Raw genomic sequence first — 15,565 nt, 5'->3', positions numbered from 1 at the left:
AAGAGACAACAGCTCTGCACAGCGTAGCATCCAGCTCGACATGGTTTGTCTGCTCAATTCTATACCAATATCACCTAACATTGTTTCTTGGCGATAAAGCGGTAGGCCAAACTGGTATTTACTGGTGATTAGTTGACTCAGCAAGCTGGCCGTTGCGATACTTTTTGGAATCGGCACAGCGGGGATCGGGGCAGATTTCACCATACAATCAATGCCTTCACGCTCACTCCAAGAGTCGTTTTATATGACTTAGTTCTACAAGTTCTTCTTTACTTTTACTGTTAAGAAATTTCGAATAATGTGTCGCTAACAAATTATTATTTTCCATACATCGAACCTTTGTTGTCCTTAGTTTTATTAGTGGATATATGATGGGCCGATTTAATCTTCCTATTGCTAACGAACATGAAATCGCCCATCTTTTAACAGTTTAATTACCATTAAATTAAGGTTACTTAAAAAAGAAATATGTGATTCCAATAGTTACAATTGGAATGACTATTGGTGCTACCCCATTGATAACTATTAATGTTTCTGGTGGTTGTTTAATGAATTTACTAACCAGGAAAATAGCTAAAGAAGAAATAATACCTGATAAGATTAAACCCCAACCTACGGTATAATTAACGGAATACCATGTCGCAGTGTTTTGCAACGTTTCTGCTGTTCGCACTCCATAAAAAGAGTTTGGCGAAACTATTTTGGCTACAAGTGGAATTCCCAACAAAGTAAATAATGCACTCATTGCATATCCAGCATATGAAACTATCAATAGTATTTTCTCAAGAGACATTTGGACTATCCTAAATTTTGTAAGAATTGAATAAACTAAATATTTTAAAATCTTGCAAGCAAGTTATTCGCTAGATTTTAAATCATAGTCGGTTTTTATTGAGTTTCAGAACTAGTTACTAGGTGTGCTGGTTCCGCCTCCACCAACAAATACACCCACAGCAACTACAGCAACAACACCAGCTACCACAGTAGTGCCTCCACTTACCAAATTTATCTCATTGTTAGATAGCTCTCTAAATTCTCCTTGCCGTTCGTCTTGTGCATAATACGTTGAACCGGCTTCTGGAGAAGTTGGGGGATACTTTTCTTCCAAGTACTCTATTACGTCAGTCAATCCGATCTTGAAGCCAATTTTTTTCGCTCCTTCAACGAAGGATTCCCAGTTAAATTTACTCTCAAGAAGGACGTCCAGAATATCTGGGTTCTTCTTTATTTCCTCGTTTAACATTTCCATAGTAGCTTGCATTACATTTTCTCCTATTTAAGTAGTGCTTACGTTTAGAGGTTAAAAATCTAGAAAGAGACCTGTGATTAATTACTTAAATTTGCAATCTATTATCTTTGTTTTTGTACATGGGTAAGCCTCTACAAACCATTCTTTGAAACTAGGTTTCTTTGAAAGGAATCGTTAAACAATAGATAATCATCGAAAGTTCTGGGAAAGTTACTTAAATAATAAGAGCGCAAACTATCGATCATTTTTTGACTTTTAGTAATTAGATGGTAGGCGTCTCTAAAAGAAGGAATTTTATCTTTTACTTCCTCAAGGTAGTTATTGGCAGCAGCCTCTGTCATTAAGACAGAAAGAACAAAAATTCTATTAAAGCTTAACAACTCTTCATTTGTTTTATACGGTAGTTGTTTTCTATATACGTGCCCAACCTTTATATCGGGAATTACTTCGCAATAACCACCAGCCAGGTACGACTTAATACTGAGATATTGCTCATCCATACCCCATTGTTGCAACCCCGTTAATCCTCGGAGTTTAAGATAATATTCTCTATTAAATGCGTAGGCCGCCCCCATAATTAGAGGGATTTTGTTGCTTGGACTCGCAGGGCAAGTTAACCATTTAAAATCGAATACTTTTTCGCAGGTAGGAAAGTCAGAAATATATGCCCCGAAGCCTTCTGGGGCGTCAGGTATTCTTTCCCATTTCTCATTCAGTACTACTGAAACTGTTGAATATATCGTAGTGGGGTTATTTTGTAATCTCTCTTCAATCTTCACATCCCATCCATTGCAATAAAATTTCATATGTGCGTCTAAAAGAAATACGTTTTGAGTAGTGGCTAGGCTAACACCAATATCACGGCTTTTTGCAACTCCTTTTCTAACATCATTTTTAAGGTATAGACATTTAAATTCATCTGCGATATTTCGATAATCGAAAACACTTAAAGAGTCGTCATCAACAAGTATTACTTCTACTTCTTTCTTTTAAGTTGCATGAATACTCTCCAGTGTTCGTACAAGGTTTCTTCCTTCATTGTAAAAAGGAATTATAATCGTTAACGAACTGCTTTTATCCATGATACTCTATACTTCCCTTACCTATTTAATTATCTTCCAATTAATTATCTTCCAACGGAATCCTGATTCAAACGCTTAATAAACATATCAGGCGTAAAAAACAAGCCAACAAAATTTAAATAAAGGTTGTTATAAAACTTTAATTATCATCGAAAAACATTGCGCTGCGACGTGATGATTGGTATACCATCGCGTTTTTTAATGATTTTCACATTCGACAGTGCGATTTATTATCGCTTTTTGGCTTAGTAATAACAAAACAACAAGAATATATCCATTTCAATTAAAATAGTTTATTTCGAATTTTTTATTTTGTTTCAAAATTGTGTGTATTAATTGAAAATTGATACTTGTAGTGGCATAGTTAATTTGGCCACCCATTAAGAAAGAAATGTTATGCTATTAAGCATACAGATTTGGGTGAGAAAATGACGAAATTAAAACGCGCTGCGTATTCTGCGGCAATCAAATTAGAAACGGCTCAGCTTGTAGTTGACCAAGGCTACACACAAGAAGATGCAGCTAAGGCTATAGGGGTCGGTAAATCAACAGTAAGTAAGTGGGTAACTCAATTAAAGCAATAACGGAATGGCCAGACACCCACAGCATCACCAATGACACCCGAGCAAATTGAAATCCGCGAACTTAAAAAACAAATCCAATGTATTGAATTAGAAAAGGATATATTAAAAAAGGCTACCGCTCTCTTGATGTCCGACTCCCTGAACAATTCTCGTTAATTGAGAAATTAAATCCACGAAAGCGTTACTCAATTAGCGTGTTGTGTAGCGTATTTAATGTGCATCGCAGCAGCTATAAATATTGGGCCATACGGGATACAACGCCGGCACCAGAGCAAGTAAGGTTAGAAGCGGAAGTTAAAGCTATACATGCAATGAGTGGCGGTTCGGCTGGGGCACGTACAATCTCGGCAACCGCAACGAATAACGGTTTTGAATTAAGCCGTTATCGCGCCGCTAAGCTAATGGTTAAACTGAAACTAGAGAGCTACCAAGTGCCACAACATCAATATAAAAGGGGTGGTAATGAGCATCTTGAAATCCCAATCAAGAATGATATTTATATGCCTAACGCCGGGCTGATAAAGCTGAGCTAAAATAGTTTAGCGAAGTGGAACCGAGCCAAGCTTTAGCAGTCCCACATAAGTTGTTTGTTCATTCATGACGAGCAAGCAAAAGCCCAACTCCTGCACTACCAAGCATTCCAGCACAAGCTCTATTAAAAAGCTGGCGCATCGAAGGTCGGGAGAACCAGTGGCGCAATGCTTTACCAAAGAATGCGTACCCAGCTATTGCTACCCACTCAAGCATTAAAAATAGCGCACCAAGAGTCAAAAACTGATGTCTAACAGAACCCGCTGGATCAACAAACTGAGGCAGAAAAGCCGTAAAAATCAAAATGGCTTTTGGGTTTCCAGCAGCTAGTAAAAACTCCTGCCTCGCCAGTTGAATGAAGCTTTTTTCTCCTCGAGCCTTGCTATCACCCTCAGTTGGATCTGCGCTCCACAACTGATAGGCAAGCCAAAGTAGATAAACACCTCCAGCGACTTTAATGGCAAAAAACAATTTTTCCGACGTAAACAACACTGTTGCCAGCCCTGTAGCAACTAGCGTGATCATACCTACAAATGCAACCAACCGACCAATACCTGCATAGCAAGCTGTCCTGACCCCATAACGCTTTGCATTCGCCATCGAAAGGAGGTTATTGGGACCAGGCGCTATGTTCAAAGCAAAGCATGCTGGTATGAAAAGCAAAATAGTGATTAGTGACAAGGTTGACTCTCCTTATTGAACTAAACCCGCATAATAGACGGGAGCTAGCGAGCGTCCTGATTGACGCGTTTGTTAGCTTGTATTGCACGAATAAAATCAAGATCACTAGTGATAACTCCAACACCCGATGCGACAACGTCATCGTAGGATTGGGTGATCGATTCATGTCGAGACCAAAGATAAACATCCGAACCATAGTTCTGCAACCTTGATGCTAGGCGTTCAGGATAGCCCCAAAAATACTTTGTCATCGAGGGAGGTATAAAAAGAATGGTGTTCCTACAGGACTCAGGAACTAATCCCGCCCATCCAACTAAAAGATAACCTATTCCGCAACTCTTTACACTACCAACGCTTGCTAACCGTATAGACGAATCCTTGTTTCGAAACCACTCCATACCTTTTGAAGAGGTAATCACAATATGGCTAGATTTTTTTCCAGATAGATATTCATATAGCGTTTCGAATGAACGTATGTCGTTATTCTTCAGGTTTAACCAAAACTCATGCTTTGGATACCGTTTATAAAACGCCTCTAACTTGGAAATCCCAAAACCTTTTCCTCTAAATGGGAAAGTCGCGCCATCATCAAACGTATATCCATATCCCGCATCAATACTTTTCAACTGCTTAAATGATGTTTTATGTATTGGCCCAGACCCGTTTGTAGCACAATCTAACGTCCAGTCATGAAAAACAACCAGTTGATCATCACTAGTCCTGTGAACATTTAGATGAATCACGTTAGCTCCAGCTGCAACGGAAGAAGCCACAGCTTCTAGTGTGTTCTCAACTGAATTAACCCTTGATGCTTCTATTGAAAGGGAAGTACAGCCAGTTTTATTTAATTTTTCATAGTTAACTGCGCTTCCGCCTCCTCGATAGGCCACGATCTCCCCATGTCGCTGTAGGTCAGGAACGAACACATAAGCATTAAAAACTCCTAGAGCAATTATGCAAGACAAAGAAATCAAAAATGTCTTAACTATTTTTATAATCATCTATTACCTGAATCCTTGATCGATGGTCAATTAAAGCTAACACTTTAGTATTTATGCGACACGCAGTTTGTGTTGCATAATCGCTTGTTGGACTGAGCCGCTACCTGCTCGGTGTGTCAGAGTTAGTGTTGTTTATGCTGCGGCTTACTTTGAAAAAACAGGCTTTTTGGAGGCGCTCACTTTCCTAGCTAGTGTAATCAGTTTAGCTAGTGTTATGTAAGCTTTCCCTGCATCGCTCAGCGCTTTTTATGTATCCATTACACCTAAATTTTCCTTAATAAGCAATTATAATTTTTACGCGCACAGAGGCCGCCAGCCTGAACGATTAAGAAGATTAACTAATTGATTTTAAGCAGCTATCAAGCTGCTAACTCGTACACATAGGTCGTCGCCCACTATAGGCTCAATACAGCCCTTTAGAGCATTTAAGTTAACCCATAGCTGAACATAGCATTCAATATTTGTACTCTGTCAGGTCAACAATTAGAGCTTATTCACTTAATTGAATTAATCACTGTGCTCACTTGGATGATAATGGCGAATACCATTTTCATCCACCATGACATAACAGCTGTCGTGATTATGAAAGGCCCGGTAAAAGGCGTCGTCATAGAGCAGCTGTTCACTCACAACTTCGCCCGCTGCTCCTTGGTAGCTGACTAACATATGACATTCGTGACAAATCAGTGGATTCATCAAGCGTTTGTCGGACGACTTCACCACCTCAGTTACATCATACACCCTACCGTGCTGTTTATTCTTGAACCAAGTCATAAACCAATTTCGCTCCAATTAGATCACTTAATGCGGTTCCTACAGACTTAAACAAAGTGACTTCATCTTTGTTATTTCGACCAAGGTTATTTTTGGTCATTTCACTGAGTTCTGCAACCACTTGTTCTGCACTAAATTTACCTTCGCTTATCGGTAATAGTAGTTCGCCCGCCTCGTTCAATACGTTGACACGACTGTCCACAAAGACGCGACTATTTGCAACCGTTGTGGTATCGCACTCTCGATACGTTTTGTGGTGATTACCGATGCAATCTATATGTGTGCCGGCGCTCAACCAGTGACCATTAAACAAGGGGCTAGGACTACCGGTTGCGCAACTAATCACATCTGCTGAAGCAATAATAGACTCTGTCGGTTTATAATGAAGTACAAATTCAACCTCCGGATGTTGTGAGGACATAAACTCCAATAACAGGCGCCCTTTCTCAGCATTACGTGCGATTATTGAAACTTTACTATATTTTCTAACACTTAAATGCGCATTTATCATGTAACTAGCTAAGTTTCCTGAACCAAAGAAAACCAAATGCTTAGCTTCTTTGGGTGCCAAATAATCTGCCGCCAACGCTGAAACCGCAGATGTTCTCCACAAAGTTACTTCTGTGCCGTCCACTAATGCAAGCGGCTCGCCAAACTCCCGACCAAACAGCATTATTTTTGAATAGAGACTCGCTTTGTGATGCTGGTTATTGTTTGGAAAGTAGGTGAATGCCTTAACACCGATAACATCGGCATTCCAAGCTGGTAACACCGCAAAAGCATCATGATTTGAGTCACTGTTATCTAATTCAAAAACCTGCCGCATCGGAGTGCCAGCGTCTTGGGCAAAGCCGTATCTAAGTGCTTGGATTAATTGGGGGTAGTTAAGGCTATCGGCGACCGCTTGACGAGAAATGATTTGCATTTAATATCCTTTTTTTATAGCTGAAATACCTGAGGAGCATGCGTTAAGCACTCAAAACCTGAGTCTGTAACCAAAATATCTTCTTCTAACCTTACTCCACCATAGTTTGGAATATAAATCCCAGGCTCAATGGTTATTACATTGCCCACTTCTAATCGATAATCGACACCGGGCTTGATAAAGGGGTGCTCATGTAGAAATAGCCCTACACCGTGGCCAAGTCCCTCTCCAGCATACTGCGCAAATTCGCTGTTGTTCAAAACTTCGTGCGATGCATTATTTAGATCAAGGCAATTAGTCCCTGGTTTTATAAGCGCTAATGCCGCACGTTGAGCAGTTTGCACCGTATCAAAAATTGATTGCTGCTGCTTGGTTGGTTCGCCTAACACATAACTTCGTGTCATATCCGAGCGATAGCCGTTAATCACAGCGCCAAAATCAATTAGCACCATGTCTCCATGGCCGAGCTGTGTTTGTCCTGGGTTTCCATGAGGTAAAGAAGAACGCGTACCAAATAACAAAATAGTGTCAAAAGAAAGCCCCTCTGAACCTAGCTTTTGCATTTGATATTCAAGCTCAATTGCGGCTTCACGCTCAGTAACGCCAACTTGTAGCAGCGCTAAAGTGTGAGCAAGTGCAGCATCAGCTATCTCAGCTGCGCGCCGAATACAATTGATTTCATATTCATCCTTCACTTGCCTTAATGACTCCACCCAAAAAGGCGCAGCCGTAAGCGTGGTATTTGTCATACTTTGATTTAAAGACACGAAGTCTGCGTGACTAATATGATGCGCTTCAAATGCGACCTCGCTGTGCTGCACTAGAAGTCTAGCAATACAATCGGATAACGTTTCTTCGTCTCGATTTCTTAAAATAACCTCAACGCCGTGCGACTCATTAGTAGCACGTTCGAAGTAACGATAGTCTGTGATCAGTTGGTGTTGTCCATTTACAGACATCAATAGCGTTGCGGCATGGCCGGTAAAGCCAGTTAAATACACGATATTTTCGTAACCATAAACAATCACAGCATCACGTTGATGCTGTAGTAATTTGTCGACAAGGCGTTGCTGTCGGGCTGCGTAATTCACCTGCATTGTTGTAAATATCCTCTTAAATTGACATCATTTAGCGTTAAGTCATGCTGAGCAAGATCAGTAAAATTTGCCTCTCTCATTATTTGGAAATAAGCCAAACATCTTGCTTGGCTTAAACCAAACCTTGATGCAATGCACCAAGGTTTGGCTATTCCAGGGAAATTAGAACGTAAACCTTGCAACTAATGAAGCATAGCGCTCAGTCTGTCGCAACGTTGTCAGGCCATAATCAGGGTTCACAATTAAGCCATTCTCACCATCTAGCGAACGCTGTTCATTAATATCCAACGCCTTATCACTATTAAGTAAATTATAAACCGTCCCTTTGACTAAAAGGTCATGGCCCATAATATCGGTTGAGTAGCTTAATGATAAGTCTACCGTCGTTGCCCAAGGTAAGTTGCCGACACTGCCACGTGGAGCTGGATCACCATTTTCATCATAATGTGATACGTGTCCATAATACTTACTTACACACGCATCCCAAGGACTGCCAGCTTTACAGCTGTCTACATCAACTGGGTGCTTTGAGAAGTAGTTCATCGGACGCCCAGAGGTGGTCCGCGCCACTAAGCCTAAAGTTAGCTCATCGGTGATATCGTAGGAGCCTGATATTTTTATCGAGTGACGATGATCATTTGGCAAGTTGCCATAGCCATGGTCCATCAGATCGGCATAATCATATGACGTTGTCCAACCAGGATCGGCTTGATTGTTGTCGGTTTTAACTAACCCTTCGGTATTTCCATAGCTATGAGACCAAGTGTACGAGCTGTTAATTCTGAGCTTATTGGAAATGTTTCCTTCGAGTGTGAATTCAAGCGCAAGGTATTTACGTACTGCTTGCTGCAGCGCTAGCTCTTCGGCGCTTAGCGTAATTTCGTCTACTTGCCCATCACCGTCAAAATCATAACTCATGGTGATCGCTTCACCTGGATTATTCAGTACGTAATATGAGCCTTGACCTACATTGTCTTGGATCCCAAGTTCAGCCAGTTTTTTAGCTAGTACAGGCCCGACATCAGTATCTTCAACACTACGACCGAGATCTCGTAGATTGCTCTGACCCCAAAGGCCATATCATCAAAAATTGAGGTTTGATAGCCCACTGTAAATTCATCTGAATACATCGGCTTTAATGTAGATGATGCAATTAGACCAGGTTCCGTGATCCCCCGTTGACGCCAACGTCTGTCACGTAGCATGTCACCCCTACTCGGTGAGCCATCTTGAGTTAAGAGCGGATAACCCTCGCTGTCGACCTGATCAAGATTAAAGTATTCAAACCACTCCACCGACGCTGAGCCTTGGGTGATATTCATATTGGCAGACACAGGCTGAAAATATCGACCATAAGTAAAGAAGACTTTTGACTCGCCATCACCATGCAGGTCATAAATCGCTTGTAACCTTGGTGCCAGTTGATTGTCCATATCAACAAATGCTCGGCCGTCTGTCACGGTGTTTTCAAACTGACTGTAACGAATCCCCAAGTTCAGTACTAATTGTTCGCTTACCTGCCAAGAATCATTCACATAAAATGCCAATGATTTCACCTCAGAATCAACCGTGCGAGTTCTTACTCGACGCTCTATGTAATCTTGTCCTAGCGCAGCGCCAGTAATACTGTCTTCTCCTGCGGTTTTGACTGTCCACCAGCCCTCTGCATCGCCTAACCCATTCTGCCCTTCAAAATAGTCTACGGTAACTTTAGTGTAATCAACACCAAATAGAATAGAGTGATAATCTAAGTCGATATTAAAGTCCAATCGAGCTTGATCGCGAATAAACTCCTGCTCCGAGACACCGCTGGCGGTATGACTGGATAATGTGACTGTGCCTTCTCTTTCATCCCATACACCCGGAACCGTAGATGCGACAACGTTTTCGACGTTTTCGGTGACGCGGCCAACCACAGCTGAAACCGAGAAGAAGTCGGTGAAATAACCGCTGTAGTTTACACTATATACTTTACCACCATCTTCGCCTGGTGCAGCGACACCTTGCTTGTCGCCTATAATGTCGGTTTCCCAGTCATAGGCATAAGTTTGACGCGTCCACTCCCTTTTGTTGTTCATCGCTGAAAAGCCAACGGAGTGATCTTCATTGATAAACCAGTCTACCTTAGCAAACCAGCGGTCTTCATCTCGGCTCCGATCATTGTAGGTAGTTTGTCCTGCCCAACGATTCACTTCTCGACGCGGTGCAAACAAACCGTAGTAAAACAAACTATCTTCGATAAGTGCACCACTTGCCCAAATTTGTAGCTCTTTGAAAGAGTCGTAATCTTGCTCCTTATTAAGGTTTATTGTGCCGTTGTCTAGGTAAGTCGATTCATGGTAACCATGGCTTGAAGCTGGATCTATTCTTACCTCGGCACCCAGATTAAACTCATTATCGCCGGATTTAGAGATTGCATTCACAATGCCGCCCAATGCGCCGCCAAACTCAGGGCTGATCCCACCTGTTTTAATTTGAGTTTGGGAAATCGCTTCCCAAGGCAAACGAATAGAACCTAAACCAGAGCGGATACTGGTCACATTCAGGCCGTTAAAGTAGTAGCCATTCTCAGCAGACGATGAGCCACCAAAACTAGAGGCCCCCTTAAAAGCGTCGCCGCCCGGCTCTGCTGTTCCAGGAGCAAGTAATGCAATGCTTTCAAAGCCGGTGTTTACAGGCATCACTTTAAGCTCCGCATCGGTAAAAGTAACTCCTGCTGTTGATGACGCCATATCTACACGACGAATGGCCGTCCCGGTCACAGCAATTCTCTCGATGTCCTGTCCTTGCTTGAGTAGTTGTGCATCTAGAATAATAGCTTGACCAATATTCAGCTGCACATCCTCTTCGAGAACGGTTTCAAAGCCCGCTTTATTGATTGAAACGCTATAGCGGCCAACAGGTAAGTTTCTAAGAATATACTCCCCATTGGTATTGGTTTGTACCGTAAATTTTAAGCCCTTGGTTTGGTGAGTAAAGGTTAATACTGCTCGATCCAGCTCAGCACCTTGGCCATTAACGATACTCCCCTTCACAGTGCTATTGCCGTCTGCTGCATATACAACCGACGTCCCCAGTACTAACGCAAGTGCCGATGCGGCGAGTGTCTTACTAAGTGTTTGCGCTGTTTTTTTGTTATTACGCATGTTGTTGTCCTTTTGTTCCCATTGATTTGAGTGTTTTTTGGTAACGGACAAACAATACACAATAGATATATTGTATACAATATTAATTATACCATTATATTTAACAAACTTTATAACCCTCTGTTTTAGCAAATATTATTTATCTAATTTTTATTTCACTCGCGCAACTCCCTTTAGCGTTGTCGGGTTTTTATATAGATCCGCGCTAGTCCCAATAGGTTGCTGATCAAAAATGTTCCTTCCAAAATAACGGCCATAGGTGAGCCAACATAGTAGTTATGGATAAGCCAACAGAGCGTCCCTAGCAACATCATAAATCTAAAAGCGATCTGCGCTGTTATAAATGCACCTATCGTCAATAAACAACTACCAAATACGGCATAAAGTTCATAATTTGCATTTAATTGAGTAAGCGGTGGCACCGCGCTAAGTAAAAGAAACACTATCAATAAGCGCTTTGATTGCAACTTAATGAAGATTAAATACCTAAGACTTGCTATTGCCATCAGCAATGCACCCGCGATGGCATCCAACAAATAAAAATGTACCGAAGTAAGCGCAGTAGAGATACTCAGAGCAAGCAACACGTGCTTCCGCTGCATAAATTGAAAAGAGATAAGGTCCAATAGCACTGCCAGTGCAACTAAGATTTGAGAAAGCAAAAACATGACATACTCCTAAAAAGGCGTATTGTCAGCTGTATTGGCCGGTTAGTAATTCACTTAGGTTAATTTTCAGCTTTTATTTTTTAGCGGTACTCTAATGGTAATTTCAACCCCAGCTAGCTTGGCTGTCTTACAGCGGATCTCACCTTTTAAAAGCTGCGTCACCAGGTTATAAACAATATGCATGCCTAACCCGCAGCCTCCCTGGTTGCGCTTAGTGGTTACAAATGGCTCAAAAAGTGTTTTTTGCATGGATTCATCCATGCCGACTCCATTATCACGATAGATGATACTCCAATGACGCTCATTGACTTCAACATTCACACTCACGGTGCCCGAAGCGCTTCCTTCAAAACCATGAATAATGGAGTTGTTAAACAGGTTGGCCATTATTTGATAAACAGCACCTGGGTAAGTAGAGATATTAATGCTGTCATTACCATCTATTGAGAGTTGTACTTCTTTATTTTTCGCAAGTGGCTTGAGTGAATCGAAAACATCGTGAATATAACTTAAGAGGTTAATATCTCGCTCTGTTTCACTCGATTGATCAACGGCAACCTGTTTAAAGTTACTGATCAAGCTCTCTGCTCTTTGTAGGTTTCTATTGATAAGGAAATAACCCTCTTTTTGCGCATCAATTGAGTTAATCAAGTCAGTTTGTTTAAGTGTTTTGCTTTCAAGCTTAGCGACTAGCTCAGATAAACAGTCTTCATTATGAGACAAAGCGGTAATGGCAATACCGAGCGGGGTATTAATTTCGTGGGCTACACCGGCAACAACAACACCAAGAGATGCCATCTTTTCACTCTCTATCAAGTCTTCTTGCGCTTGTTTTAATTCAAACATTGCTTGTTCAAGCTTTTGATTTTTCTTATAGAGCTCGTCAGTACGCATGGCTACTTTTATCTCCAGCTGCTCGTTCAAGGATTGTAACGCCTGCTGGTGTGCTTTAAGGTCGGCAATATCCTTCAAAGCGCCAGCAATCCGAGTCGCTTTGCCATTATCACTCCGCGCCACTACTTTTCCTCTATCAAGAACCCAAACCCATTCACCCTCTTGTCCTTTCACCCGTATAGAAAGTTCATACACTTCTTCGCTTCCATCTACACAGGCCTGCAGCCGCTCTTCAAGCAAAACACAATCTTTAGGGTGTACAAACTGATCAAGTTCGGTCAATATCAGCCTGTCTTGGAGCTCACCAAAGTCGATCCTAGGGTTTACGCTGTAGCGATATATCTTTCCAGATTCAACGTGCCAATCCCATAGCTCATCCCCACTTGCCCATAAAGATAACTCTAACCGCTCTTGTAAAGCTGACATCGTTTGGTTGTCTCTGACAACTTGTTGATAACGCCGTTGTCTGGCTCGCACAAAGGCGGCGATGATGAGCAAAACCGTTAATGTATACAGGGTTTTTGAATAAACGTTCCACCAAATAGGCGCTGCGATGTAAATACTAAACTCATGGACTGGAGACTGCATATTAAAGCGGTTAACCGTGTAGGTCTCAACACGATATGTACCCGGTTCAAGCTGTAATAGATTGATTTGCCTAGCACCATTAGCAAGTTTCAGCCACTTGTCGCTCAGCCCTTTAATGCGATAGTAAAAGTTGAGTTTCTCGGAGCCAAAGTCCAAACTTGAATACTGTAAAGAGATGATGTTTTGGTCATATTCAAGGTGAAGTTCACTAGCAAGCTCTGGTGCAACAGACAAGACTCCTTCAGGGCTTGGTTTTAGCGGTTCACCTAGCAGCTCTATGGTTGAGACTAAAATTGGTCTAGCTGTATTTGATATAGAAACATTTTGCGGGAAAAATTGGTTAAACCCCTTAGCTCCCCCCATAAAGATACGACCATCAGGAGCCTTCCAAGCAGCATTATAATTAAATTCATGGGCTTGAACGCCATCTATCGGCAGGAAGTTATCGATTGCAAAGTCCATTACATTGACGCGAGACAACCCGCCACTAGTACCCAACCACATATATTCATAGTCATCATATACCAGTCCCCAAATGGCTTGATTACCCAGCCCTTGTTGTTCACCAAGGGTGCGCACCACCTTCATTTGTTTATCTACTAAGCTAATTCCAGCTTCACTCGCCACCCAAATCCGTTGCCACGGATCTTCCTCTATCATAAAAACCAAGTTCGACTTTAGGCCATCTGTTGTGGTTAAGTTATGGAGTTGGCCTTTGGCAAACCGAAATAGCCCTTCACCAATAGAGCCAAACCACAACTCTTGGCCCACTACCTTAAACGACGAAACATGAGTTGGTGCATCGGGATGATTCTCAAAAAAACGTACCAAGCTTTTAGACTCTTCATCGTATCGCATCAATCCCAGCGTCCGTGAACTAACTAAAATTTGTGACTGGTACTTAATCACATCATTAAAACTAAGCTCTGGACCATTGTCCGAGTCAGGCATCAGATGTAGGTACTCTCCTTCAATCAACGCATACTTAACGACCCCGTCCCCTCGCGTTGTAACCCAAAGTGTATCGTCATAGATTTTAACTTGGGTGATAAAGCTTCCTTTGATGGCAGAGAGGCTTGGAAAAATACGATGCGCCTCTATAAAACTAGACTGTTGATAAATATAGAGTCCGGATGATGTCCCAATCCAAAAACGCTCACTGCTATCTAAAGCAAAATTTCTTACATCTGGGTGTCCAAGGGGGGCGTGAGGAAAGTTTTGCTCACCAACATGACCAAAAGACTCGCTTAATTGACTAAAAAAATGTAACCCTTGCGACTCCGTTCCAATCCAAAGATCACCATTGCGGTCTCGTTGTACGCTTAAAATATTGTTATCTTGCAGGCCGTCATATTGCTCTGAACGGCGATACCAGTGGCGCTTGATATTTCCTTGGAGATCTAAAATAAAAACGCCGTTATTTGACGCAACAAGAATTTCGTGCGCTCGAACTTTGATTTGATGGATACTGAGGTTTATTTTTGAACTAACGGATTTTTGCCACTGTATCTTATTAAATTGAGTATCAAAGCTGATTATAGTGTCGTCTGCATCAACAACAAAGATACGCCCATGAGACAGCGAAAGGGTTTTAAACTCTCCCTTCAGCAGGAGTTTAGCACCTACTTTATCTTTAGGCTGGCTTATCAAACCCTCCGCATTAAGATATACGTACGCATCTCGTGTTTCTTGCACTTCACGTACAAACTTACCAGTCAGGTAAAGCTTCTCAGGGGTGAGTGTTTTATAGTTAACACGATACGCATCGCCCTCTTCAGTTGAGACTGTAACCGACTCGCCATAACAGGCGACCTTTTTTACTCTATCAGAGCTTACCGCCTCACTTTGTGACGCAAGGATAGAACGAAATGTACCGGCTTCGGTGTCATAAATACTCAGGCCTGTACTCGTCCCAACCCAAATGTATTTACCACTGTGGCAAAGCGAGGTAATAAAGCCACCAGAAAGATGATGTTCTGAATTTTGCTTTACTTCAAATTGAATAAAATCATGACCATCAAAGCGGTTAAGTCCTGACTGCGTACCAACCCAAATATAGCCGAGTTGGTCTTGAGCGATCGCGGTTATGGTGACTTGGCTCAAGCCTGAGTTATAGTCGTACCGACGCATCACCTGAGCGGTATCGCTAAATTCAGGAAAACTGGCCGTACATGGTAAGCTGAGCAATAACCCTAACAGTAAAATACAAAGCTTGTTCATTTCACATTTGAAATGAACTGAGTGATACATGCACTTAAGTCGAGTCATATAATCGAAATGTCCGCCTGCGATATACTAACTATAGCAAAAGCAAAAAAGAACATTTGTTTTTTGATAGGTTTAGC

At 41.8% G+C, this 15,565-nt stretch carries 9 protein-coding genes and 4 pseudogenes; 1 reads left to right on the top strand and 12 read right to left on the bottom strand.

Features of this window, described 5'->3' with window-relative positions; translation table 11 throughout:
- The 4 genes and pseudogenes from CEX98_RS07300 to CEX98_RS07285 all read right to left on the bottom strand — a co-directional run.
- Positions 1-225: pseudogene (locus CEX98_RS07300) on the bottom strand (IS66 family transposase); the annotation flags it as partial.
- 226 nt (positions 226-451) lie between these two features.
- Positions 452-793: an SdpI family protein gene (locus tag CEX98_RS07295; protein ID WP_099641440.1), complete on the bottom strand. Its 342-nt coding sequence runs from the start codon at positions 791-793 to the stop codon at positions 452-454.
- Between the two features lie 111 nt (positions 794-904).
- The gene (locus CEX98_RS07290) at positions 905-1,261 is read right to left on the bottom strand and encodes a hypothetical protein (protein ID WP_099641439.1); all 357 of its coding nucleotides are present in this window, start codon (positions 1,259-1,261) and stop codon (positions 905-907) included.
- Positions 1,262-1,380: 119 nt separating this feature from the next.
- Positions 1,381-2,223 (bottom strand): annotated as a pseudogene (locus CEX98_RS07285) (glycosyltransferase); the annotation flags it as partial.
- 536 nt (positions 2,224-2,759) lie between these two features.
- On the opposite strand from CEX98_RS07285, the pseudogene CEX98_RS23250 reads away from it, so the two are divergent.
- Positions 2,760-3,397: pseudogene (locus CEX98_RS23250) on the top strand (transposase); the annotation flags it as partial.
- 109 nt (positions 3,398-3,506) lie between these two features.
- Here the strand turns inward: CEX98_RS23250 and CEX98_RS07270 are convergent.
- The 8 genes and pseudogenes from CEX98_RS07270 to CEX98_RS07235 form a co-directional block, all read right to left on the bottom strand.
- Positions 3,507-4,127: a LysE family translocator gene (locus CEX98_RS07270; RefSeq protein ID WP_099641435.1), complete on the bottom strand. Its 621-nt coding sequence runs from the start codon at positions 4,125-4,127 to the stop codon at positions 3,507-3,509.
- Positions 4,128-4,171: 44 nt separating this feature from the next.
- Positions 4,172-5,128, bottom strand: coding sequence for a glycerophosphodiester phosphodiesterase family protein (locus CEX98_RS07265; protein ID WP_099641434.1), 957 nt, complete (start codon positions 5,126-5,128; stop codon positions 4,172-4,174).
- Between the two features lie 507 nt (positions 5,129-5,635).
- A complete protein-coding gene (locus CEX98_RS07260; protein WP_099641433.1) occupies positions 5,636-5,902 on the bottom strand; it encodes a hypothetical protein in 267 nt (88 codons plus the stop codon).
- The gene (locus CEX98_RS07255) at positions 5,883-6,827 is read right to left on the bottom strand and encodes an ornithine cyclodeaminase family protein (protein WP_099641432.1); all 945 of its coding nucleotides are present in this window, start codon (positions 6,825-6,827) and stop codon (positions 5,883-5,885) included. Before CEX98_RS07255 ends, CEX98_RS07260 begins: the two co-directional genes overlap by 20 nt.
- Before the next feature lie 14 nt (positions 6,828-6,841).
- Positions 6,842-7,924, bottom strand: coding sequence for a M24 family metallopeptidase (locus CEX98_RS07250; RefSeq protein WP_099641431.1), 1,083 nt, complete (start codon positions 7,922-7,924; stop codon positions 6,842-6,844).
- A 162-nt stretch (positions 7,925-8,086) separates the two neighbouring features.
- A pseudogene (locus CEX98_RS07245) lies at positions 8,087-11,070 on the bottom strand (TonB-dependent receptor domain-containing protein).
- A gap of 173 nt (positions 11,071-11,243) precedes the next feature.
- Positions 11,244-11,738 (bottom strand): YgjV family protein, encoded by a 495-nt coding sequence (locus CEX98_RS07240; RefSeq protein ID WP_099641430.1) that lies wholly within the window; start codon positions 11,736-11,738, stop codon positions 11,244-11,246.
- A gap of 66 nt (positions 11,739-11,804) precedes the next feature.
- Complete coding sequence (locus tag CEX98_RS07235; RefSeq protein ID WP_242441655.1) at positions 11,805-15,440, bottom strand: sensor histidine kinase; 3,636 nt, start codon at positions 15,438-15,440, stop codon at positions 11,805-11,807.
- Between the last annotated feature and the right edge of the window lie 125 nt (positions 15,441-15,565).

Origin of the sequence: Pseudoalteromonas piscicida, assembly GCF_002744175.1 — a bacterium.
Lineage (GTDB): Bacteria > Pseudomonadota > Gammaproteobacteria > Enterobacterales > Alteromonadaceae > Pseudoalteromonas > Pseudoalteromonas piscicida_B.
The sequence above is the reverse complement of the archived record's forward strand: the minus strand, read 5'-3'. Positions and strand labels throughout refer to the sequence as shown.

What these genes read in the sequence shown, in the direction of transcription:
- CEX98_RS07295 (WP_099641440.1), bottom strand. Translation starts at nt 793, where the DNA reads ATGTCTCTTGAGAAAATACTATTGATAGTTTCATATGCTGGATATGCA.
- CEX98_RS07290 (WP_099641439.1), bottom strand. Translation starts at nt 1,261, where the DNA reads ATGCAAGCTACTATGGAAATGTTAAACGAGGAAATAAAGAAGAACCCA.
- CEX98_RS07265 (WP_099641434.1), bottom strand. Translation starts at nt 5,128, where the DNA reads ATGATTATAAAAATAGTTAAGACATTTTTGATTTCTTTGTCTTGCATA.
- CEX98_RS07260 (WP_099641433.1), bottom strand. Translation starts at nt 5,902, where the DNA reads ATGACTTGGTTCAAGAATAAACAGCACGGTAGGGTGTATGATGTAACT.
- CEX98_RS07255 (WP_099641432.1), bottom strand. Translation starts at nt 6,827, where the DNA reads ATGCAAATCATTTCTCGTCAAGCGGTCGCCGATAGCCTTAACTACCCC.
- CEX98_RS07250 (WP_099641431.1), bottom strand. Translation starts at nt 7,924, where the DNA reads ATGCAGGTGAATTACGCAGCCCGACAGCAACGCCTTGTCGACAAATTA.
- CEX98_RS07240 (WP_099641430.1), bottom strand. Translation starts at nt 11,738, where the DNA reads ATGTTTTTGCTTTCTCAAATCTTAGTTGCACTGGCAGTGCTATTGGAC.
- CEX98_RS07235 (WP_242441655.1), bottom strand. Translation starts at nt 15,440, where the DNA reads ATGAACAAGCTTTGTATTTTACTGTTAGGGTTATTGCTCAGCTTACCA.